The 21444-nt window shown below is 40.5% G+C and carries 28 protein-coding genes, 1 tRNA gene, 2 rRNA genes and 1 pseudogene; 26 read left to right on the forward strand and 6 right to left on the reverse strand.

What is annotated here, in order from left to right:
• Positions 1-136 precede the first annotated feature (136 nt).
• The 10 genes and pseudogenes from H5R64_RS04020 (at position 137) to H5R64_RS04060 (ending at position 6289) form a co-directional block, all read left to right on the forward strand.
• Positions 137-3059 (forward strand): 23S ribosomal RNA (locus H5R64_RS04020).
• Positions 3060-3136: 77 nt separating this feature from the next.
• Positions 3137-3253, forward strand: a 5S ribosomal RNA gene (gene rrf / locus H5R64_RS04025).
• A gap of 5 nt (positions 3254-3258) precedes the next feature.
• Positions 3259-3331 (forward strand) — tRNA-Thr (locus H5R64_RS04030).
• Positions 3332-3771: 440 nt separating this feature from the next.
• Complete coding sequence (locus H5R64_RS08650) at positions 3772-3894, forward strand: hypothetical protein (RefSeq protein ID WP_267905305.1); 123 nt, start codon at positions 3772-3774, stop codon at positions 3892-3894.
• A gap of 5 nt (positions 3895-3899) precedes the next feature.
• A complete protein-coding gene (locus H5R64_RS04035; protein ID WP_182581079.1) occupies positions 3900-4136 on the forward strand; it encodes a hypothetical protein in 237 nt (78 codons plus the stop codon).
• 31 nt (positions 4137-4167) lie between these two features.
• A pseudogene (locus H5R64_RS04040) lies at positions 4168-4491 on the forward strand (LysR substrate-binding domain-containing protein); the annotation flags it as partial.
• 194 nt (positions 4492-4685) lie between these two features.
• Positions 4686-5093, forward strand: coding sequence for a MerR family transcriptional regulator (locus H5R64_RS04045; protein WP_182582890.1), 408 nt, complete (start codon positions 4686-4688; stop codon positions 5091-5093).
• Between the two features lie 14 nt (positions 5094-5107).
• Positions 5108-5644, forward strand: coding sequence for an NAD(P)H-dependent oxidoreductase (locus H5R64_RS04050; protein WP_182582892.1), 537 nt, complete (start codon positions 5108-5110; stop codon positions 5642-5644).
• 15 nt (positions 5645-5659) lie between these two features.
• Positions 5660-5947 (forward strand): YciI family protein, encoded by a 288-nt coding sequence (locus H5R64_RS04055; RefSeq protein ID WP_182581083.1) that lies wholly within the window; start codon positions 5660-5662, stop codon positions 5945-5947.
• 15 nt (positions 5948-5962) lie between these two features.
• Complete coding sequence (locus tag H5R64_RS04060; RefSeq protein ID WP_182582894.1) at positions 5963-6289, forward strand: antibiotic biosynthesis monooxygenase family protein; 327 nt, start codon at positions 5963-5965, stop codon at positions 6287-6289.
• A gap of 135 nt (positions 6290-6424) precedes the next feature.
• Here the strand turns inward: H5R64_RS04060 and H5R64_RS04065 are convergent, their stop codons facing one another.
• Both H5R64_RS04065 and H5R64_RS04070 read right to left on the reverse strand, forming a co-directional pair.
• Positions 6425-7645, reverse strand: a complete 1221-nt coding sequence (locus H5R64_RS04065) for a CaiB/BaiF CoA transferase family protein (protein WP_182582896.1) — start codon at positions 7643-7645, stop codon at positions 6425-6427.
• Between the two features lie 185 nt (positions 7646-7830).
• The gene (locus H5R64_RS04070) at positions 7831-8202 is read right to left on the reverse strand and encodes a winged helix-turn-helix transcriptional regulator (protein WP_182581086.1); all 372 of its coding nucleotides are present in this window, start codon (positions 8200-8202) and stop codon (positions 7831-7833) included.
• 122 nt (positions 8203-8324) lie between these two features.
• On the opposite strand from H5R64_RS04070, the gene H5R64_RS04075 reads away from it, so the two are divergent.
• Complete coding sequence (locus tag H5R64_RS04075; RefSeq protein WP_182582898.1) at positions 8325-8897, forward strand: TMEM175 family protein; 573 nt, start codon at positions 8325-8327, stop codon at positions 8895-8897.
• A 70-nt stretch (positions 8898-8967) separates the two neighbouring features.
• Here the strand turns inward: H5R64_RS04075 and nfsA are convergent, their stop codons facing one another.
• Together nfsA and H5R64_RS04085 are read right to left on the reverse strand one after the other, a co-directional pair.
• Positions 8968-9702 (reverse strand): oxygen-insensitive NADPH nitroreductase, encoded by a 735-nt coding sequence (gene nfsA, locus H5R64_RS04080; protein ID WP_182582900.1) that lies wholly within the window; start codon positions 9700-9702, stop codon positions 8968-8970.
• Positions 9703-10059: a winged helix-turn-helix transcriptional regulator gene (locus tag H5R64_RS04085; protein ID WP_182581093.1), complete on the reverse strand. Its 357-nt coding sequence runs from the start codon at positions 10057-10059 to the stop codon at positions 9703-9705.
• 128 nt (positions 10060-10187) lie between these two features.
• Here H5R64_RS04085 and H5R64_RS04090 point away from each other — a divergent pair, with 128 nt between their 5' ends.
• The 13 genes from H5R64_RS04090 (at position 10188) to H5R64_RS04150 (ending at position 17361) form a co-directional block, all read left to right on the forward strand.
• A complete protein-coding gene (locus tag H5R64_RS04090) occupies positions 10188-10844 on the forward strand; it encodes a DsbA family oxidoreductase (RefSeq protein ID WP_182582902.1) in 657 nt (218 codons plus the stop codon).
• A 14-nt stretch (positions 10845-10858) separates the two neighbouring features.
• Positions 10859-11500: an MBL fold metallo-hydrolase gene (locus H5R64_RS04095; protein WP_182582904.1), complete on the forward strand. Its 642-nt coding sequence runs from the start codon at positions 10859-10861 to the stop codon at positions 11498-11500.
• Between the two features lie 14 nt (positions 11501-11514).
• A complete protein-coding gene (trxA, locus tag H5R64_RS04100) occupies positions 11515-11838 on the forward strand; it encodes a thioredoxin (protein WP_182582906.1) in 324 nt (107 codons plus the stop codon).
• A gap of 58 nt (positions 11839-11896) precedes the next feature.
• On the forward strand, positions 11897-12439 hold the full coding sequence (locus H5R64_RS04105; protein ID WP_182582916.1) for a GNAT family N-acetyltransferase: 543 nt from the start codon (positions 11897-11899) through the stop codon (positions 12437-12439).
• Between the two features lie 106 nt (positions 12440-12545).
• Positions 12546-13181 (forward strand): ArsR/SmtB family transcription factor, encoded by a 636-nt coding sequence (locus H5R64_RS04110; protein ID WP_182581098.1) that lies wholly within the window; start codon positions 12546-12548, stop codon positions 13179-13181.
• Between the two features lie 117 nt (positions 13182-13298).
• Positions 13299-13598, forward strand: coding sequence for a thioredoxin family protein (locus tag H5R64_RS04115; protein WP_182582908.1), 300 nt, complete (start codon positions 13299-13301; stop codon positions 13596-13598).
• A gap of 17 nt (positions 13599-13615) precedes the next feature.
• Entirely contained in the window at positions 13616-14539 is a 924-nt protein-coding gene (trxB, locus tag H5R64_RS04120; RefSeq protein ID WP_182581099.1) for a thioredoxin-disulfide reductase, read from the forward strand.
• 16 nt (positions 14540-14555) lie between these two features.
• A complete protein-coding gene (locus tag H5R64_RS04125; protein WP_182581100.1) occupies positions 14556-15215 on the forward strand; it encodes a DsbA family oxidoreductase in 660 nt (219 codons plus the stop codon).
• A complete protein-coding gene (locus tag H5R64_RS04130) occupies positions 15215-15361 on the forward strand; it encodes a hypothetical protein (RefSeq protein WP_182581116.1) in 147 nt (48 codons plus the stop codon). Before H5R64_RS04125 ends, H5R64_RS04130 begins: the two co-directional genes overlap by 1 nt.
• A complete protein-coding gene (gene trxA / locus H5R64_RS04135; RefSeq protein WP_182581101.1) occupies positions 15361-15675 on the forward strand; it encodes a thioredoxin in 315 nt (104 codons plus the stop codon). The genes H5R64_RS04130 and trxA (H5R64_RS04135) overlap by 1 nt, the downstream gene beginning before the upstream one ends.
• A 28-nt stretch (positions 15676-15703) precedes the next feature.
• Complete coding sequence (locus tag H5R64_RS04140) at positions 15704-16027, forward strand: thioredoxin family protein (protein ID WP_182581102.1); 324 nt, start codon at positions 15704-15706, stop codon at positions 16025-16027.
• Between the two features lie 582 nt (positions 16028-16609).
• Positions 16610-17038, forward strand: coding sequence for a MarR family winged helix-turn-helix transcriptional regulator (locus H5R64_RS04145; RefSeq protein ID WP_182581103.1), 429 nt, complete (start codon positions 16610-16612; stop codon positions 17036-17038).
• Complete coding sequence (locus H5R64_RS04150) at positions 17035-17361, forward strand: DMT family transporter (RefSeq protein WP_182582910.1); 327 nt, start codon at positions 17035-17037, stop codon at positions 17359-17361. The genes H5R64_RS04145 and H5R64_RS04150 overlap by 4 nt, the downstream gene beginning before the upstream one ends.
• 42 nt (positions 17362-17403) lie before the next feature.
• On the opposite strand, the gene H5R64_RS04155 is transcribed toward H5R64_RS04150, so the two are convergent.
• The gene (locus H5R64_RS04155) at positions 17404-18282 is read right to left on the reverse strand and encodes a LysR family transcriptional regulator (protein ID WP_182582912.1); all 879 of its coding nucleotides are present in this window, start codon (positions 18280-18282) and stop codon (positions 17404-17406) included.
• Between the two features lie 139 nt (positions 18283-18421).
• Here H5R64_RS04155 and H5R64_RS04160 point away from each other — a divergent pair, with 139 nt between their 5' ends.
• Together H5R64_RS04160 and H5R64_RS04165 are read left to right on the forward strand one after the other, a co-directional pair.
• On the forward strand, positions 18422-19447 hold the full coding sequence (locus H5R64_RS04160; RefSeq protein WP_182581106.1) for an alpha/beta hydrolase: 1026 nt from the start codon (positions 18422-18424) through the stop codon (positions 19445-19447).
• Positions 19448-19536: 89 nt separating this feature from the next.
• A complete protein-coding gene (locus H5R64_RS04165) occupies positions 19537-20223 on the forward strand; it encodes a YczE/YyaS/YitT family protein (protein ID WP_182581107.1) in 687 nt (228 codons plus the stop codon).
• 75 nt (positions 20224-20298) lie between these two features.
• On the opposite strand, the gene H5R64_RS04170 is transcribed toward H5R64_RS04165, so the two are convergent.
• Entirely contained in the window at positions 20299-21393 is a 1095-nt protein-coding gene (locus H5R64_RS04170) for an FRG domain-containing protein (protein ID WP_182581108.1), read from the reverse strand.
• Positions 21394-21444 lie beyond the last annotated feature (51 nt).

Here is a 21444-nt window from a genome sequence, read left to right on the forward strand (position 1 = left end):
AGCTTGCACTTTGAAAACTAAATAATATCAATTTTCTTTATTAATTAACAAAACAAACCGAGAACACCGCGTTATTTTGAGTTTTAAGAAATAATCGCTAACTCAATTAATCCGATAATCACAAAGTGATTATCAAGGTTAAGTTATGAAGGGCGCATGGTGAATGCCTTGGTACTAGGAGCCGATGAAGGACGGGACTAACACCGATATGCTTCGGGGAGCGGTAAGTACGCTTTGATCCGGAGATTTCCGAATGGGGAAACCCAACCAACTTAGTCGTTGGTTGCTTGACTAGTGAATCTATAGCTAGCAAGCGGTAGACGCAGTGAACTGAAACATCTCAGTAGCTGCAGGAAGAGAAAGAAAAATTCGATTCCCTCAGTAGCGGCGAGCGAACGGGGAAGAGCCCAAACCAACGAGCTTGCTCGTTGGGGTTGTAGGACTGAACATTTGAGTTACCAAAGAGCGACGTAGTCGAAACAGTTGGGAAACTGTGCCAGAGATGGTGAGAGCCCAGTAGACGAAACGTCACTCCCTCAGTTCAGGATCCTGAGTACGGCGGGACACGTGAAACCCCGTCGGAAGCTGCGAGGACCATCTCGCAAGGCTAAATACTCCCTAGTGACCGATAGTGAACCAGTACCGTGAGGGAAAGGTGAAAAGCACCCCGGAAGGGGAGTGAAATAGTTCCTGAAACCATGTGCCTACAAGCTGTCGGAGCCCATTAATGGGTGACGGCGTGCCTCTTGCAGAATGAACCGGCGAGTTACGATTGCATGCAAGGTTAAGGTGGAAAAACTGGAGCCGCAGCGAAAGCGAGTCTGAAATGGGCGTATGAAGTATGTAGTTGTAGACCCGAAACCAGGTGACCTACCCATGTCCAGGTTGAAGGTGCGGTAAAGCGCACTGGAGGACCGAACCCGTGTCAGTTGAAAATGGCTGGGATGAGGTGTGGGTAGCGGTGAAATTCCAAACGAACTTGGAGATAGCTGGTTCTCTCCGAAATCTCTTTAGGGGGAGCCTTGGGATAAAGAATCGTGGAGGTAGAGCTACTGTTTGGACAAGGGGCCCGTCATGGGTTACCAACTTCAGATAAACTCCGAATGCCATCGATTTATGCCCAGGAGTCACACGATGAGTGATAAGATCCACCGTGTAAAGGGGAACAGCCCAGATCACCAGTTAAGGTCCCTAAATATATGCTAAGTGGAAAAGGATGTGGAGTTGCATAGACAACTAGGATGTTGGCTCAGAAGCAGCCACCATTTAAAGAGTGCGTAATAGCTCACTAGTCGAGTGATTCTGCGCCGAAAATGTACCGGGGCTAAGCATATTACCGAAACTGTGGATGTGCACTACGTGCACGTGATAGGAGAGCGTTCTAAGGGCGGTGAAGCTAGACCGTGAGGACTGGTGGAGCGCTTAGAAGTGAGAATGCCGGTATGAGTAGCGAAAGACAGGTGAGAATCCTGTTCACCGAATGACTAAGGTTTCCTGGGGAAGGCTCGTCCTCCCAGGGTAAGTCGGGACCTAAGCCGAGGCCGAGAGGCGTAGGCGATGGATAACAGGTTGAGATTCCTGTACCAGTTAACTGCGTTTGACGATGGAGGGACGCAGGAGGCTAAGCAAACCTCACGATTGGAAGAGTGGGGCCAAGCAGTAAGTCAGGATGTGAGTTAAATGCTTACATTCGGGTTGACAAGCTGTGATGGGGAGCGAAATTATAGTAGCGAAGTTGCCGATGTCACACTGCCGAGAAAAGCTTCTAAGGAGCAAGTTAACTGCCCGTACCGCAAACCGACACAGGTAGTCGAGGAGAGAATCCTAAGGTGAGCGAGTGAACTCTCGTTAAGGAACTCGGCAAAATGACCCCGTAACTTCGGGAGAAGGGGTGCTGGTCGCAAGACCAGCCGCAGTGAATAGGCCCAGGCGACTGTTTATCAAAAACACAGGTTTCTGCAAAATCGTAAGATGAAGTATAGGGGCTGACGCCTGCCCGGTGCTGGAAGGTTAAAAGGAAGGGTTAGCTTCGGCGAAGCTCTGAATTGAAGCCCCAGTAAACGGCGGCCGTAACTATAACGGTCCTAAGGTAGCGAAATTCCTTGTCGGGTAAGTTCCGACCCGCACGAAAGGCGTAACGATCTGGGCACTGTCTCAACGAGAGACTCGGTGAAATTGAAATCCCTGTGAAGATGCAGGGTACCCGCGACAGGACGGAAAGACCCCATGGAGCTTTACTGTAGCTTGATATTGAGTGTTTGTACTGCTTGTACAGGATAGGTAGGAGCCATAGAAGTCGGAACGCTAGTTTCGACGGAGGCGTTGGTGGGATACTACCCTTGCATTATGACCACTCTAACCCGCAGCACTAAACGTGCTGGGAGACAGTGTCAGGTGGGCAGTTTGACTGGGGCGGTCGCCTCCTAAAAGGTAACGGAGGCGCCCAAAGGTTCGCTCAGAATGGTTGGAAATCATTCGCAGAGTGTAAAGGCACAAGCGAGCTTGACTGCGAGACAGACAGGTCGAGCAGGGACGAAAGTCGGGCTTAGTGATCCGGTGGTTCCGTATGGAAGGGCCATCGCTCAACGGATAAAAGCTACCCTGGGGATAACAGGCTTATCTCCCCCAAGAGTCCACATCGACGGGGAGGTTTGGCACCTCGATGTCGGCTCATCGCATCCTGGGGCTGTAGTCGGTCCCAAGGGTTGGGCTGTTCGCCCATTAAAGCGGTACGCGAGCTGGGTTCAGAACGTCGTGAGACAGTTCGGTCCCTATCCGTCGCGGGCGTAGGAAATTTGAGAGGACCTGTCCTTAGTACGAGAGGACCGGGATGGACATACCGCTGGTGTACCAGTTGTTCCGCCAGGAGCACCGCTGGGTAGCTATGTATGGACGAGATAAACGCTGAAAGCATCTAAGTGTGAAACTCGCCTCGAGATGAGATTTCCCATTCCTTCGGGAAGTAAGACCCCACAAAGATGATGTGGTAGATAGGATGGAAGTGGAAGTGCCGTGAGGCATGGAGCGGACCATTACTAATCGGTCGAGGACTTAACCAAGTTAAGCGGGAGTTCGGTTTGGTAGAAAATGATATTGTTTAGTTTTGAGAGCGCAAGCTCTTGCCCAAAAGGGTAAGTGTGGTGATGATGGCTTGAAGGATACACCTGTTCCCATGCCGAACACAGAAGTTAAGCTTCAACACGCCAAAAGTAGTTGGGGGATCGCTCCCTGCGAGGATAGGACGTTGCCACGCTTGATGCTGACTTAGCTCAGTTGGCAGAGCACGTCATTAGTAATGATGAGGTCGGAGGTTCGAATCCTCTAGTCAGCACTAGATAGAATTCGGAAGCCTACAGAAAAAGCCGCAAAAGCTTAATCTGTAGGCTTTTTTGTGCGCTTAAGAAGTGTAAAGTGAATGGTTCTGAAATGTTCTGAATTACTGTTTCAAACACACAAATAAACACACAGAATTAAAAATTGTGTTCTGTGTGTTTGAGAGAAAATTCAAGAGGCCGTATGGACTGGTATATCAACGTTTTAACGTGATTTTTTTGTGTGTTTAAGTCAATCATTTCAGTTAATTCAATTAGACAGTTAATCAATTTTTGATTAGCTGTTTTTTCATTGTCACTTATTTTTCAGATATTTTTTGGTCATGAAGCGTATCCATTTAGCTAAAAGCAGCTCATTATTGCAGATGGCAACAAACGGATAGCATTAGAAGCAGCAAAAATATTTTTAATGTTGAATGATATTAGGGAACGACGTCGGATGTACCTTACTAAAGCAGAAAGTGCATATGAAGCAAAAGTTCGCCATATCTTAAGTGAGCTCGAGCAAGCAAACCAATTGGTTGCCACAATTAATAATGATGATTTGACTGGAATAATTTGAATCGGTTGTGTGAATCAGAAGTAACCAAAATCCTAATCCCACAACTCGTTGACTTTCATAAACAATATCCGCATGTTCATTACTATTTTTACGATGCCGATGGTGAGGATGTCAAAGCGCATCTTGAGCAAGGCCTTTTAGAGCTTGGCTTAGTATCAACGCCGATCAGTACTGCTAAATATCATACTCTTCAAATTCCAATTGATGATCGTTTGGGACTTATTAGTACGGCCAGACAGTAAATTGGCTAAGCGGTAAACGCTAACGGTAGCAGACTTACGTAATTTACCGCTAATCATTACCCACCGTTCATTAATTTATGATGAATTAAATGATTGGTTAATACCTCAAGATACACAGTTACAGATCGTTGTGGAATCAAATTTACTAGCAAATGCTTGTTATCTTGCTGAATCCGGGGTTGGTAATATTGTCTGTATTGAAGGAGCACCGCGGCCAGCCTCAACTGATTTAAAGTTCATCCCGTTTTCTCCTGAACGTCGCCAGAATCAATTTTTAATTTGGCGGAAAGGAGTAACATTAACAGACCCCGCTCAAAAACTTGTTGAAAAAATTCGTGAGGGTATTCATTCTTAAAAGAAAAGACCAGTTGTAACGATCATGGTTTATCGTTATAACTGGCTTTTGCATTGGAATGGCTAATTAGCTTGATTATTATATTTAGAAAATAATTGAACTTTTTCTTGACCTTGAGTTAACTCCAAGTAGTACCATAATGGTGTAAACAAATATAAAAGGTAATTAATAGATCTGGTTTAAGGAGGAATGAAATGGCTAATTTAACTATTACCGAAGTTAGTAAAAAGTATAATATTAAGCCAGATACCCTTCGTTACTATGAGCGGATTGGTCTAATCCCTAAGGTGCCGCGGCAAAGTAATGGTAATCGTTACTACAACGAGGGGTTACAGGGTTGGATTGAGATGATCGTTTGTTTACGTCATTCAGATGTTCCTGTAGAAAAACTGGTTGATTATGCTGAAATGTTAAATCAGGGTGACAGCACCCTAGATGCTCGTGAAGAACTTTTGAAAGAGCAGTTAGCGGAATTAGAGCAACGAAAAAGTAACCTTAACCGTTCAATTAAGCGCCTTAAACACAAAATTTCATTGTATGATTCTGGTGAAATAAAAAAGGGTAAAAGTTACTTTGAAGAATATAAAATTATGGATGACTAGGAGGAAGATTAATTATGAAGACAACTGTATTAGTTTTTCACCCTAATTGGGATCAATCACGGGTTAATAAGACTTTAGCTAGTGGACTTGATCAACAGATCGAAATTCGTAACATGTACCAACTGTACCCTGATTTCAAGATTGATGTTGAAAAGGAGCACCACGTTCTTGAAGCAGCAGATCGGATTGTTTTACAGTTTCCAATGTACTGGTATAGTTCACCGGCCTTACTAAAGCAATGGGAAGATGAAGTTTTGTCTTACGGTTGGGCATATGGCACTGATGGTACAGCACTGCACGGTAAAGAATTAATTATTGCAGTTTCGTCAGGTGCTGATAATTATGGGCCAGATGATTTCGTTAAATATACAGTCCACGAATTGTTACGGCCGTTTCAGGCAACGAGTCGCTTAATTGGCACAACTTACATTAAGCCGTTTGTAACAATTGGTGCAGTTCATCTGACTGATGAACAATTAAACCACCAAGCCCAACGATATAACGATTATTTGCTTAGTGATCATTTAGAAACTCTCGGTGATTTTGAGTAATAAGGAGAGGCTTTTATGTATTTAATTAATGTTAAAATCAACCCACAAACGAAGATTAATGATGAAAAGATAAATGCTCATCGACAATGGTTTAAGTCATTTTATGATCAACAAAAATTTCTCATTGTTGGTCCGTCAAAATCCGTTCCCATGTCCGGAATCATTGTTGCCCAAGCTAAGGACCGCAATGAACTTGATAAGATAATTTCGCAAGATGTTTTTTATCCCCGAGAAGCTAGTTATGAAGTAAACGAATTTCAGGCTAAACTTGTAAGTAGTGATATTAAACCAGATCAAGACTAAAAGAGGTATTACTTAATGAGTTTAACGATTAATTTATACTATACTGGTAAGAAAGGCAGTGCCCAAGCCTTTGCCAGAGAAATGGAAGAAAGCGGCCTTGCACAGCAGATAAGGAATGAAGAAGGAAACGAATCTTATAGGTACTTTCAACCACTTGATGATCCAGAAACGATCCTATTAATTGACCAGTGGAGGGATCAGCAAGCAATTGATCGTCATCATCAATCACCGATGATGGCACAATTAGCACAATTACGTGATAAGTATGATCTACATATGAAAGTGGAGAGGTTTGCACCAATTAGTAATAATTCTGAAGATGAACAATATCTTCGTAAATGATTTTAAATAGTGTGAGCATTTGATTGTTCAACTAGTACGAATAAGGTTCTGGCAATTGCCAGAACCTTATTTTATGCTTTTGGGAATGAAAAGAGTGAAAAAGAAAATTCATGCGTTATCTGTAGTACTCAATTTTTATTTAAATTCCTTACGGATCGCGTCGCCATTTTCGTTTAACTTTGGTGAATCCTTTTGGGCACCATAGGAGTTCCAGGTACCGTATTTGAGAGGCGTTCCTAAGACCGAATTACCGTCCGCAAGGGTTTTAATCATTCCCCGATCGATCACTTGCGGCATCTTAATCGTGTCAGACACATTTTTGACATTACCGACGGGAATCCCAGCGGCATCAAGCTTTTGAACCCAATTATCGGCGGTATCTTGTTTGAGGACGGCTTCCATATCCGCCTTAACAGCTTCCCAATTAGCTTCACGCTTATTATTGGTATTGAACTTTGGCTCGTTGATCCACTCTGGCTTACCCAGAGCGTTACACAATAATTCCCAGAGGTGGTTATTTCCACAACAAATCGCAATCATGTCATCTTTACACATAAAGGTATCGAAAGGATACATGTATGGATGGCGGTTTCCAATCCGTTCGGGAACAAAGTTAGGGCCAAGGACGGTCATTAGATCTTGGACCATTAGACTTAAGGTCGAGTCAAGCATTGAAATATCGACGGTAGTTCCTTTACCTGTCTTTTCACGGGCATAGAGGGCGGTCATAATCGCACTGTAACCCATAATTCCGGCAACGACGTCTGATACAGAGGTCCCGACCCTGGTAGGACGTCCTTTAGGTGCCGGTTGTCCAGTAGCGTCCATAATTCCGGAAAGGGCTTGAACTACGGTATCATAAGCGGCATCCTGCTTCATAGGTCCGTATTGACCGAAACCGGAAATTGAAGCATAGATCAGTCGGGGATGCTTTTTAGTCATCTCTTCAGGACCAAGGCCAAGTCTTGCCATGACACCCGGACGGAAGTTTTCAACAACGACATCAGCTTTGGCGATCATTTTTTCGACAAGTTGGTGATCTTTATCATTCTTGAGATCAAGAGCAATTGATTCCTTTCCAGCATTACAGATCCTGAAATATTCGCTTGAACCATCTTTGAGGTATGGTCCCATGTGACGAGTATCATCGCCTGTTGGTCGTTCAATATGAATCACGCGTGCTCCGGCATCAGCTAACATCCGGGTACAGGTTGGTCCAGAGAGAACGTGAGTAAAGTCTATGACTAAGGTTCCATCAAGGGGATAGGGTTTAGTTTTATCCAGGTGCGGATTTTGTTTTTGTAGTTTCGTAAAGTGAGGCAGCTTTACGGTTTTTTGGTGTGTTTCTTCTACCATTTTTTGAACTCCTTGTATAAAAATTAGTAATTATATATTTATTGTAGGCGCTTTAGAATGGTTAAAACAAGTAAAACTATCCCCCAAAGACCAGGTTAGTGATCTTGGGGGAGTTTACTATTTAGATTTATGTAAGCGGTAGGTACTGACCCGTTCGATGAAAAATACGGCGAGGTAGCCAATATTTATTTAGGATTCTCTTCTTTTTCCATCAGACCCTTCCCCCATTCAAACAGATCACCCATTGTGTAAATTAGATTTTTCCCAGTATCAGTAAGGTGGTAAGTAACAGAGGGCGGTACAGTTCCCTTAGAAACACGCTTGAGTAGACCATCTGCTTCTAGTTCACGAAGACTCTTGGTTAACATTGTATTTGTGATTGAACCAATACTACGCTTTAATTCGTTATAGTGTTGACCGTCATTAAGCATTAGGTACCACATCACGGGGATTTTCCATTTAGAACCAATGATTTTCATTGAGTAGAGGATCGGGCATTGCTTAGGCATATTTTCATGGAAGTACTTAACCTTCTTATCAAATTCTCTTTGATCCATATTAGGGCCTCCTTTGATTTTAAAGACAGAAAAAAGTGCGTACTTGTTTTTGTTTTTCTTAAACAATACAATTACTTTAATTCTTCGTCAAGGGATACCAAGAAAGTAAGGAGGGATGGAACTTGAACAAGTCACGTGTTGAAGCATTTACGGATGCTATTATCGCAATTGTCATGACCATTATGGTATTGGAAATTAAAGTTCCCCACGGTGCTGGGTGGGGTAGTCTCTGGGTAGAGAAGGCTTATTTTGTTGCCTACCTAATTAGTTTCTTCCGGATTGCGACGACTTGTTATAACCATCACTACTTATTTACCAATGCACGCTGGATTTCACGACGGGCATTTTGGTTGAACATCGGTTGGTTGTTTTTTATGTCATTGTTTCCGGTCGCAATCGGCTGGATTAGTGAAGAGCCTCATTCAAGAGCCGCTGCTTATTTCTATTTTCTAATTTTTGCCGTTTGGGGGATTACCTTCTATGTGATGGTGGCGGTACTTGCTCATGACAACCCCAAAAATTCTAAGAGTATTCTGCAAATGTTACGACCGAAGCGGTCACTATTCGAATTAGCATCGCTAATAATTGGTGTCGTTGTCATTTATTGGTTACCAATTATGGCTCTAATTATTTTGGGAATTAACATTATCTTTTGGTTGGTATTCCCACCAAAGGGATCGGATAAGTTGCTATAGGAAAAATTTATGTTATATAGTCAAAAACGACCTTGAATGTTTGCTTTAAATATTTGAGGTCGTTTTTAAATTACTTTAACGAAAATCCTTGTTTTTGGATAAAATCAGCTACATCCGGGCGTTTAACATCCGCAAAAAATTTGAGTTGACTTGTTGACCAATCCATCTTTTTAGGGTGGCTAGGTCGGTTAAGATAATAATTTTCCATTACTTGATCGTATTGCTTGAGATCAGTAAATTCATCAGGATTATATTGGTTTTCACTAACAAAATTTTTTAGTGGGAGTCTTGGTTTCACACCATTCTTGGTAATGGGTTCACCAATGGTTAAACCGAATAATGGAAGAGTATATTTTGGAAGATGGAGCAATTCTTTAATTCGACTTAAATCGTTCCTGATTCCACCAATGTAGCAGATTCCGAGATCTAAAGATTCTGCAGCGACTGCCATGTTTTCTGCGGCAATAGTTGTGTCAACAACTCCGACCAGGAGAGATTCCATGTTTTTAATTGGAGCGAGGCTTTGATGATGAGCTTCTAGAAGTGTTGCTTGACGATATAAATCAGCTATAAAAATATAGAATGCACCACTCTGTTTTACATAGGCAGCACTTTGTGAAATTTCAGCGATTTCATTTCTGATCTGCTCATCTGTAATTTCAATGATTGAAGTTGCTTGGACAAAATTTGAGGAAGAGCCAGCATGAGCAGCAATTAAGAGTTTTTGTTTGGTTTTCTCAGATAATGGTTCTCCTTTGAAGTTACGAACAGAAACATGATGATTCATTAAGTCAATTACGTTCATTTATTTGACATCCTTTCTTGGAAACATTTCGTTATCCTTTCCCCAATCACAAATCATTCGTAAAATTGGCAGTAAGCTTTTTCCCTTAGGGGCTAGAGAGTATTCAACCTTTGGTGGTATCTGAGGGTACTCTTTACGAATGATTAAGTCATTTTCTTCTAATTCTTTTAATTTCTTTGAGAGTACTCGATTAGTAATGTTACCGAGCGTACTTCTTATTTCACCGTAACGCATTGTTCCAATTTCAGAGATACAGAATAAAATATTCATTTTCCACTTACCACTAATCAGATCCATTGCTTCATTAAAAGGTTCCATATCAATTCTTTTAAAGTTTGCTAAAACAGTTTTATCCATATTTCCTCCATTACTATCCTTTTAGATACTGGGTATCAAAAAGGTCCATACTTGTCATTGATATATGGCCATTATATACTAAAACCATTCTTAATACTAACTTTTTGTAAGTAAAGGAGAAACAAATTATGGTAAAAATTTCTGTATGGACTGATTACGCTTGCCCATTTTGTTATATTGCTGAAGCACGAGTAGATAATTTAATCAAAGAAATGGGAATTGAAGATCAAGTTAAATTTGATTACCACAGTTTTGAACTCTACCCAGATGCTCCTAAGGATGTTCAAGAAACTACTATTGTCCGTTTTGCTAAGAAGTATGGCCTAACCGAAGAAGAAGCTGCAGACCGGATTGATAAGATTGCAGAGATGGGCCGTGCAGAAGGACTGGACTTTAATTACAGTTCAACTTTGAATACTAATAGTATGGATGCACATCGTCTTACCCAATACGTTAATTCTTTAGGTGATCCAAAGCTAACAAAACAGGTTTCAGACCTTCTTTTTGATGCTTACTTTGGAAAGAATTTGAAGCTTGCTGACCATGATGTGTTAATGGATGTGGCTAAGAAAGCTGGATTGGATTTACCAAAAGTTAAGGAAGTACTTGAAAGTAATGCCTTCTATGATGAAGTTCGGGCTGATGAGAACTTTATTATGAAACAAGGGGTGAATGCTGTACCGTTCTTCATTATTGATAATAAGGGAATCATGGGTGCTCAACCAAAGAACATTTTTAAGCAGGTAATTACAGAAGCATTGCAAAACGACCAGAATGCTAATTAGGTTGGTGACGACAAATGAGATTGTATGTTCAACCAGTTCATGATGTATTTCAAACGAATGCTTACTTTTATATCAATGAAAAGAATCGTCATGGTTGCCTAATTGATCCAGGCGCCCAACCAGATAAATTACTACGTTCAATTAAGGAACACGGATGGCAAATTGATGCGATTTTACTGACTCATGGTCACTTTGACCATACCGGCGCAGTAGATCAGTTAACTAAGGCGTTAAATGTTCCATATTATATCCATCAACGGGGACCAGAATATTTACAGGATGATGATCTTAATTTAGCTAGGCAAAATAATCGTCATATTCAAATTGATCAGCAACCACATTTATTAGAAGATGGGGACCAGCTTAACCTCGAAGAAGCAGGAGTTGATCTAAAGGTTCTTTATACTCCAGGTCATTCTTTTGATTCTGTTACTTATTACGATGATGACAATGAAGTGGCTTTTGTGGGGGATGTACTCTATAACGACGGTCCAGGAATTTGGCAGTTTCCAGGTGGAAATGAGAAAGAATTGATGACGACTATCAAGGAAAAACTTTGCCCAATGCCAACTGGCGTACAATGCTTTGTTGGTCACACAATGCCAATGCAGATCAGCCAGGTAAGACATGTAATGAAGGAAATTGAAGAAAACTAAAGGAGTTGAGAAAGATGAGTGTAGTACCAACTACAGACCAAACTTTTGAAAAAGATACAAGTACTGGGATAACCTTAACTGACTTTTGGGCAACATGGTGTGGCCCTTGTCGGATGCAATCACCTGCTGTGGAAAAGGTGGCAGCTGATGAAGAAATGAAAGATGTAAAGATCACCAAAATGGATGTTGATGAAAATCCCGAAACAGCGAAGAATCTAGGAATCATGAGCATCCCAACCCTCTTGGTAAAGAAAGAGGGAAAGATTGTCGATAAGATTGTTGGCTACCATTCACCAGACCAAATTAAGACAATCTTGAAGAATTACATGGATAAGTAATTCATATTGAACTATTACAACATTAAATAACCAATTTTAGAAAAGGGTGAGAATGAACATGCAATTGCGGAAAGCTACTATGACCGATTTTGAGACAGTAATGGAGATGCTTCGTGATGGCCGTAGTAGCCAGTTAGCTGAGCGAGGCGTTGAACAATGGCAGGGTGATTACCCGAACGAGGAACACATAAAAGAAGATATTCAACATGGCTGGACTTACCTGGTTCAAGCAGATGACAACCAGACAGTTGGTGTATTTGCAATCGTTGACGCTCCAGATCATTCATATGATGAGTTAGATGGTAAATGGCTATTAGACACGGATAAGTATCAAGTTATTCACCGGGTTGCAATTCATTCAAAACACGCGGGCCATGGTTATGCTTCCCAACTTTTTGAAAATGTGATCAGTTATGTGAAGACAAACCGGAAGGATATTCAATCACTTCGAATTGATACTCATGAAGATAATAAGGTAATGCAACACCTAATTGACAAGAATGGTTTTACGAGGGTTGGTACTCTTCATGGAGTATATCGTTCTGCTGAGGAATCATATGTTTACGAAATGATTACGCAACCTAGGATGGATGATAACTAGTTAATTGCAAGTTAGTGGGATATTTCAATATCCTATTTTCTTGACAGCTGATGATAAATCTCCTATTCTATTCAATATAATAATTGAATAGCAAGGAGGGGCAGAAATGTTTGAAGAAGCGGTTGAATATAAGAATCAACTATATAAAGAGCTAGCAAGGGTTGGTAAAGGAATCGGTAACGATAAACGATTAGAGATTCTGGAATTGCTCTCCCAATCACCAAAAAGTGTTGAAAAAATTTCCCAAGAAACAGGAAGCAGTGTTGCTAACACTTCCCGGCACTTGCAGATTTTAAAGGATAGCCGACTGGTTAAAACTAAAAAAGATGGCAATCACGTGATTTATAGCCTCCGCTCACCAAAAATTAATGATCTGATCCACCTATTAATTGCAGTGGGGGAAGAAGAACTTTCCGAAATACGTTCGATTGAAGAAAAAGCTGATCGAGGCATTAAAACAGTTTCTTTGGAAAAGGCACAACAGTACCGTGATAGTTTGTGGCTGGACGTGCGACCAGAAGATGAGTATGAAGCTGGTCATATTAAGTCGGCGGTTAACATTCCATTAACGGAATTGCAAAGTCACTTAACAGAATTACCAAAAGAAAAGCCAATTATCGTTTATTGTCGTGGTCGGTTATGTGCTAATTCAAACCTCGCAACGAAGGTCCTTAACAAAAATGGCTATGATGCATTTAGTTTAAATTGCAGCTATTATGAGTGGCAACGGGAAGTTAAATAAGTGAAGGAATTGAAAGTTCCTCCACTTATTTTTTACTTTAAACTTGACTTATAAAAAGTAAGTGGTAATATTAAACCATTCAATGAATTAGTTGAATAGTTTTAAGGAGGAACAGATATGGTAATTGAACCTATTAAACCAGATTCTAATTCCAAACTTGAACTGTTAGTATTTGAAAATAATTGGTGTGCCCAATGTTATACCCAGCAGCCAATTATTAACGCGATCCGTACGAAATACGCGGAACAATTAAAAGTGACAACATTTAATGTTGAAGCGGATCCAGAGCTGAGTGCAGATTACAACATTAAGTCTGCCCCTAGCATTATTGTGAAAAAGAACAGGAACGTGGTGGAACGGATTCCACGATTTATTGATAAAGAACAATTAGAAACAATTATTCGTTATTACTTATAGTGTCGAGGTGAAAGAGAATGAAAAAGTATGATGTCGTTGTAATTGGTGCAGGTCCTGGTGGAATGACCGCAGCTCTCTACGCAGCACGGGCTAACTTAAAAGTGGCGATGCTCGATCGTGGTGTGTACGGTGGTCAAATGAATAATACTGATGATATTGAAAATTACCCGGGATTTACTTCAATTAAGGGCCCAGAACTTGGTGAAAAGATGTATCAGAGTGCCACTAACTCTGGAGTTGAATTTGTCTATGGTAATGTGCAGAAGGTAACTGTTGACGATGAGCACTTGAAGCATGTTCAAACGGACAGTGATGAATTAGTTTCCAAGGCTGTGATCATTGCGACGGGTTCAACTAACCGAAAACTTGGTGTTCCCGGTGAGGAAGAATTTTCCGGTAAAGGTGTATCCTACTGTGCTGTCTGCGACGGAGCCTTCTTCAAGGACCGGGATGTTTCTGTAATTGGTGGTGGCGATTCTGCTATTTCGGAAGGATTGTATTTAGCAAATTTGGCAGATAACGTTAATGTTGTTCACCACCGGGATAAGCTTCGCGCACAACGGGTCCTCCAAGAACGGGCTTTTGATAACGATAAGATGGACTTTACCTGGGACTCGGATGTTAAAGAAATTATCGGGGATGAAAATCAGGTAACCGGGATCAAAGTTCACAATAAAAAGACCGACCAAGATGAAGTTGTACCAACTTCTGGGGTATTCATTTACGTTGGTAATATTCCAAATAGTCAAGCATTTACTAACCTGAAGATTACTGATGAGGCTGGTTGGATTAAGACGAACGACGAAATGGAAACCACGATTCCAGGGATTTACGCGGTTGGTGACGTTCGGCAAAAGAAGTTACGGCAAATCACGACTGCGGTTGGCGATGGTGGAATTGCTGGTCAAAATGCCTTTGAATACGTAGAACAATTTAATTAAAACGGGAGGAATTAAGATGGAAATCAAGTACTGGTCAGATATTGCATGCCCATTCTGTTACATTGGTTCAAACCGGATGAAACGGGCGATGAAAGAAATCGGGATCTATGATGAAACACCGTTGGAATTTAAATCGTTTGAATTGGATCCCAACGCACCACAAGAAACAACGGAAAGTTATGTCAACCACTTTACCCGTGGCAACAAGGCGTTAGAGCCACAAGCTAAGCAAAAAATGGCCTATATTGAATCAATGGCTAAGGGTGATGGCTTACCAATGGATATTAATAGTGTTGTTCCGACCAATACTGGTGACGCTCACCGATTAATTAAACTTGCCGAAAGCAAGGGAAATCCTGAGCTGACGGAAAAAGTGATCAAGCGTTTTTACCAAGTCTACTTTAATGATGGAAAATCAATTGCAGATCATGATGTACTGACGAACGCTGCGGTAGAAGCTGGTTTAGACAAGGATGATGTGGAAAAAGTTTTGAATTCTGATGAATACCATCAAGATGTGTTTAATGATGAAAACGAAGCTCACCAATCTGGAATCCAAGCAGCACCGTTCTTTGTAATTAACAATAAGTATGCAATCAGTGGTGCCCAACCTTACGAGGTATTTCTTAAAGCACTAAAGCAGGTACAAGCAGAAGAAAGTAAGGAGAATGCATAATGGATCAAGAAAAGAACAACTTTAGTTCACTTGAAATTGTTGGTAATCAAACCGATGCGGGAATTTGTGGCCCGGATGGCTGCAGTATCGAAGAGCACCGGAAGCGAGTCGTAAAGAATAAGAAGAAAGATGAGGATGATAAATAATGGTTCAACAATTAACTGATAAGGATTTTCAAAAAGAAACAAGCACTGGAGTAACGGTTACTGATTTCTGGGCAACTTGGTGTCCACCATGTCGAATGCAAGCACCAATTATTGAAGAAACCGCCAAAGCTCTTGACGGTAAGGTTAAGTTCAGCAAGATGGATGTGGATGCTAACCCAGAAACGCCAGCACAGTTCGGCATTATGTCGATTCCAACTTTGATCATCAAGAAGGATGGTCAAGTAGTTGATAAACTCGTTGGTCTTCACAGTAAGGATCAACTTGAACACGTTCTGGCACAGTACACTGATTAATAATTAAACTCCGATTGAGGTGAAGAAGATGGAAAAATTACCGGTAATGAGTAAAGAAGAATTTGAAAACCGCCTTATTAATGGTAAGTATGTAGTTGAATTTAAGGCTGATTGGTGCCCAGATTGCAGCTTCATCAAGCCCCATCTTCCGGCAATTGAGGCAGACTTCCCTGAATACCAGTTCTTACAGGTTGATCGGGAAGAAAACCTAGACTTATTTAGAGAATTGAATGTCTTTGGCATTCCGAGTTTTATCGTTTACGAAGATGGTCAAGAAGTTGATCGACTAGTAAACAAGGCACGGAAGGCGAAGGAAGAAGTAGAAAACTTCATCAGAAATGCTAATAAGTAAAAGTATGAGGAAATGATTATGGAACAAGTAGTAGGAGTTATTTCTTTGCTGGCAATTCTCTTTTCTGTAATTGCCAAAGTGTAGGGATAATATCGGCTGTTAACGGTTGGCTCGTGTGATAAGAATAAATAAAAAGAGGATGTTTCACGGGAAACATCCTCTTTTTAAGTGTTTAAAAAATATTACTTATAGATAATAACCGAAATAAAATTAAAATTCCTTTACGATACGATAAAAGACAACTACGAAAAAATAGAATATTTTTAATGGTTTTGCCTCGCAAGCCTGCTTCTATTAATAGTTACGATTGATTACCAATCACAAATTGGTAATTGGCTGCGGTGGATTATTTTAGTTCTCTTTATTGTTAGTGTGCTTGAAGAAAGAGGAGCGTAAGTAATGGAGAAATTAAAAAACATCATTTACTGGACATTTGACTTTGCATTTGAAATGATAATGGGCTGGTTCTGTTAGAGCTAAGTTAAGGTTATTCTTAACTTAGCTTTTCATTTATTTGAATATTATCTGATTACGGACTATATGTTAAACTGAAGCCATCATAAAATAATCAGGTGGGGAGCAATGAAAAGCGATGTTCAACAATACCTTCATGATTGGTTAGCATTTAACCGAATTTATGAACGGTTGGCGACACAAAATAGCCTATCCTTCGCGGAATTATCGGTCTTACTGGCCCTTGAAGATCATAATTATTGCGCAACTAATCGTCAGCTAGTCTTAGATACCGGCTTATCAAAACAGACGATTAGCTCCCTTGTCCAAAAAATGGCCCGCAATGGGTTAATGTGTTTAGAGTCTAATCCAGTTGATAGGCGAAGTAGGTTAGTTAAGTTAACTAAGCGTGGTCAAAAATGGGCTGAACAGGTTCTCTACAATATTCACCAGTTTGAAACAAAGACGATGAATAAGCTGGGAGAGAAAAAGATCCGTCAGTTGAATAGTTTAAATGAAGAACTGCTTAAGGAAATGGAAGAAGAGGTGCAAAAATGACTTATGTTTACTTAGCAATTGCGATTATTGGAGAAATTACGGGAACGAGTTTGTTAAAAGTATCGGACGGTTTTGAACGATTAGGAATTGGAATTGTAAGTTTATTATGCTTTGGGGTGTGCTTCTACTCTATATCCCTATCACTGAAATTGGGGATGAACCTAAGCGTTGCCTACGCTGTGTGGTCAGGAGTGGGAATTGTGATTACCTCACTCCTTAGTGTCCTTATTTGGCGTGAAGCGATGGGTATCCTTCAGATACTAGAGATTAGTTTAATCTTGGGTGGTGTAGTGATTGTGAACGTGTTTGGAAATGCGCATTAAAGTAAATAAGAGGTTGGAAAAACAATTTGTCTTTCCAACCTCTTATTTATTAAGTGTTGTTTTTAGTCGTTTGATTAGTAATTGAGCGGCCTTTGATTGAATAGTATTCTTTTTCCAGACAATTGTAATGGGTTCGACTAGTTTTGGTGAAAGTGATCGAAAGATAAGATGATGTTGATGGGAGTTAACAAGAAGGTGGTCAAAGGTGAACATATACGCACCAGTATTTTCTACTAACAGCTGTGCGTTAAAAGGGAGTGAAAAGGTTGCGATAATGTTCATTTGTTGATTTAAATTTCCCCACCAATCCTGAAAACGGTGTTCTTGGAGTCCCTGTTCGGATACGATGAGGGGATGGCCTAAGAGATCTTGTGGGGTAATTGCTGTTTTATTACTTAGGGGATCATCTTTTAACATTATGATTCCCCATTGATCCACTTCAGGAAGACGGAGATAGTTAAAATTACTGAGATCACGGTGCCCCATGAAAACTGCAAAATCAATAGTACCGTGATCTAATGCCTTTTCCATTTCATCACCATTACCGCTAATGAGGTGGATCTTGATGTCAGGATAATCTTGGACAATATTACTGATTATTCGCATGATTCGCTGCATTCTAATACTTTCTCCAGCGCCGATTGAAAGTGTTCCGCTGATCGCTTGGTTCTTGCGAATATTAGCAGTGGTTTGGTCGGCAAGCTGAACCATTTCTTTAGCGCGGGACTGGAGATATTGTCCCTCTTCCGTTAAGGTAATATGACGATGACCGCGAATAAAAAGTTTTGTGCCAAGCTCATTTTCTAAATCAGCTAGTTGTTTGGACAAAGTTGGCTGAGATACTAAGAGTTCCTTAGCTGCTCTCGTCATATTTTGGTATTGGGTAACCGCAAGAAAATAACGTAACACACGTAATTCCATTTTTGATTTCTCCTATAACTAAAAGCTATTGCTAACTATATTATATAAGTATTTTCAATTATAGAAAAACGTTAATATAATGACAGTAGTTTTAGGAATTAAGAGTTAAATCAAACTATTTAAAAAGGAGTCAGTAGTTATGAAATATAGTGTTCAGAATTTAACAGCAGTTAATGATACACGGGTTTTTACCGTTAATTCTGCAATCAAGGTTAAAAATGTACGGTTCCAGAATCGCTATGGCTTTATAGTTGCTGGTCATTTATACTTGCCAACTGCTTTTAATGCTGATCAGAAATACGCTGCGATTGTAATTTCAGGACCATTTGGTGCTGTAAAGGAACAGTCTAGTGGACTTTATGCACAAACATTAGCGGAACAAGGTTTTGTGACATTAGCCTTCGATCAATCAACAACGGGGGAGAGTTCTGGCGACGTTCGTAATGTCGCATCACCAGATATCTTTGTTGAAGATTTTTCAGCTGCTGTTGATTTCATGGGAACACAATCCTTTGTTGATCGGGGACGGATTGGAGCGATTGGGATTTGTGGATTAGGTTCACATGTCCTTACTGATGCTTCAATTGATGTCCGGATTAAAGCTGTCGCTACTTCAGTAATGTATGATATGGCTGAATCAATGTGGGATGGCCTCAATCATTCTAAGAACGAAGAAGAACGGGGCCGAGAAAAAGAATATTTAGCTGCAATTCGCTGGGAAGATGTTGATAATGACACTCATGTCCGCGGTTTTCACGAATTGGCTTTTGATGAAAACGGGAAACCAGTCAGGGGGAAGACAATGTTTCCAGATCAATTACCAACAGGTGCGGATCCAGTGACAACAGAATTTTATAACTACTATGTTAAGCGAGCTTATCATCCACGAGCAATCAATTCCAATACGAATCTATGGGATGCAACGACACCATGGGGATATTATAATTTCCCACTTCAGCAACAGATTGAAAAGATTGATGCACCGAAGTTAATTGTTACTGGGGAAAATGCTCATTCTCGATACATGGCAGAAGCGGCGTACCAACGACTAACTAATCCTAAAGAATTAGTTTTAGTACCAGGAGCTACACATACTGATCTATATGATCAAATGGATAAGATTCCGTTTGCAAAATTTACTGAGTTCTTTAAGACTAACCTCTAGTCAAATAAAACTCCTCATGGCAAACTAGCCACGAGGAGTTTTATTGTTTTATAATAAGTCTGTTTTAATAACAGAAAGGATCTGAAATAGTGGAAGTAGAAGAACTTCACCACCATAATAATTCGCTGTCACTCCGAGTATTGGCCCTTGTAACAGGACTAGTGCTCAACGCGCTTGGCAATGGCTTAACGGTTTCAACTAATGTCGGGACCAGCCCTTGGACGGCTTCAGAAGTTAACTTAGCAAACTTATTTGGTACTTCTGTTGGGATCCCGATGTTTATTGTTGGTACATTAACGGCTGTCGCAAACCAGTTGTTGATTCGGCAGTGGGATCGGTGGCGCTTTATTGGTGAAGTTGCTTTTATCGCTTGTTTTAGTTACTTTGTCGACGTCTTCGTGGCCTTCTTCAGTTGGCTTGGGGTTTTTCAATTACCATTCTTTTTCCGGACAGTTCTCTGTTTTACCGGGGTTGTAACTTTTTGTTGTGCAATTTCAATTTACCAGCGAGCTAATATCGTCATGCATCCAAATGACGATACAACCAATATTTTACGTTTCTTGTATTTTCATAACCGAGTTGTGGTGGCCCAATTGGTTAACTTCATTCCACCGATTTTAATTATGGCAGTAACTTTCATGCTCGATGGGCACCTGTACGCGATTAACATTGGGACCCTTTTTGCATTACTCGCTAACGGTCCGTTGATTGGCTTTTTTGATCGTCATTTTTGGCATAGTCTAACTCATAATTTTCGGGTGACAGTTAATCAGTAGCAATTCTTGATAAGATAAATAATAAGACCTAAGAAATGGATTAACCATCTCTTAGGTCTTGTTTATTTTATGCCATTAAAATCCTAGATACTTTGCCTTAATCATTTCTGCTTTCTTGGCATGATCTTCGGGATAGATGAAACTATAATCGATTCCTAGTTTGGCTAGTTCATCCAGAATTGGTCGCTTATATTCGGCAGGGATAATGTATTTTTCCTTTTCATTGGGGTTATCTGGATTATAAAGGCTCAAAATATCAATTGCTAGTTGGGCACGTCGTTCAACTTCGGAATAATTAATGTCTACGGAAGAATCGTATTCTTCACCGATGAAAGGAACAAAGAGGAAGAGCCCTTGCTGGTTCTCCATTCGTCGACTCATTCGTTTAATGGTGACAATTTTAGGTACGATTAATTCGAGGGGGTTCAACTTATTTGAAAAGCTGGGGATATCTCGTTTAGCTTCTTCAAATAGTCGTAAGAAGGGGAGCGTCTGAAGATCCCGTTTAAATTTCACAAAGTAATTTGAATCCTGGTTATTATTAAAGTAGCTATCATAGCTATGGCTCCAGAGTTTGTGCTGTTGGGCGATGTAGTCATTATCTAGTTTGTAGAAGTTTTTGATTGATTGAAAGAAAACTGCCTTATCGGTAAATGACTGCCGAGCGAGGGATGATTCTAGCTGCATTTCATTGCTAAAGGCATTTTTCTTAAAGTAGTTATGACTTGTCAATTCGTTTTTGCTTTCGTATTCAGCGATTAAGTTATGCCAGCCGCGTTCGTCCAACATTTTAGCTAATTTATCTGAATTTGGTCGATCCTTATAAATGTATACTTCACCATTTCCCTTACCACCCTTGACCGCAAAGAAAAGAGCAATTAAGGGGTTGGAACTAACATCGAGCAATCGCGTTGGTAAATGATAGTGTTCCATTAGGGCTAGTCGTTCGAAGTTGGTCCGGCATTTTTCAAATAGTTGAGGATCGGTCATTAGGAAATCATTAAAAAGGTTATCTTCGTTATCTAATAACTTGCGACTCCGGAAGATGGCGGGGAGAGTGTTAGAAAAAGCATCATCTTGTCCCCGAAAATAATAGTTGTGCTTTTTATTGTTGATGAGTTTTTCGATTTGTTCAATATAGTTAGAAACGGTTTTGATATTATGGATCATTGAACTAGCCTCCTACTTATCAAATGTAATGTTCAGACTAAATGCCCCTTA

Origin of the sequence: Limosilactobacillus fastidiosus (assembly GCF_014145505.1) — a bacterium.
GTDB lineage: Bacteria > Bacillota > Bacilli > Lactobacillales > Lactobacillaceae > Limosilactobacillus > Limosilactobacillus fastidiosus.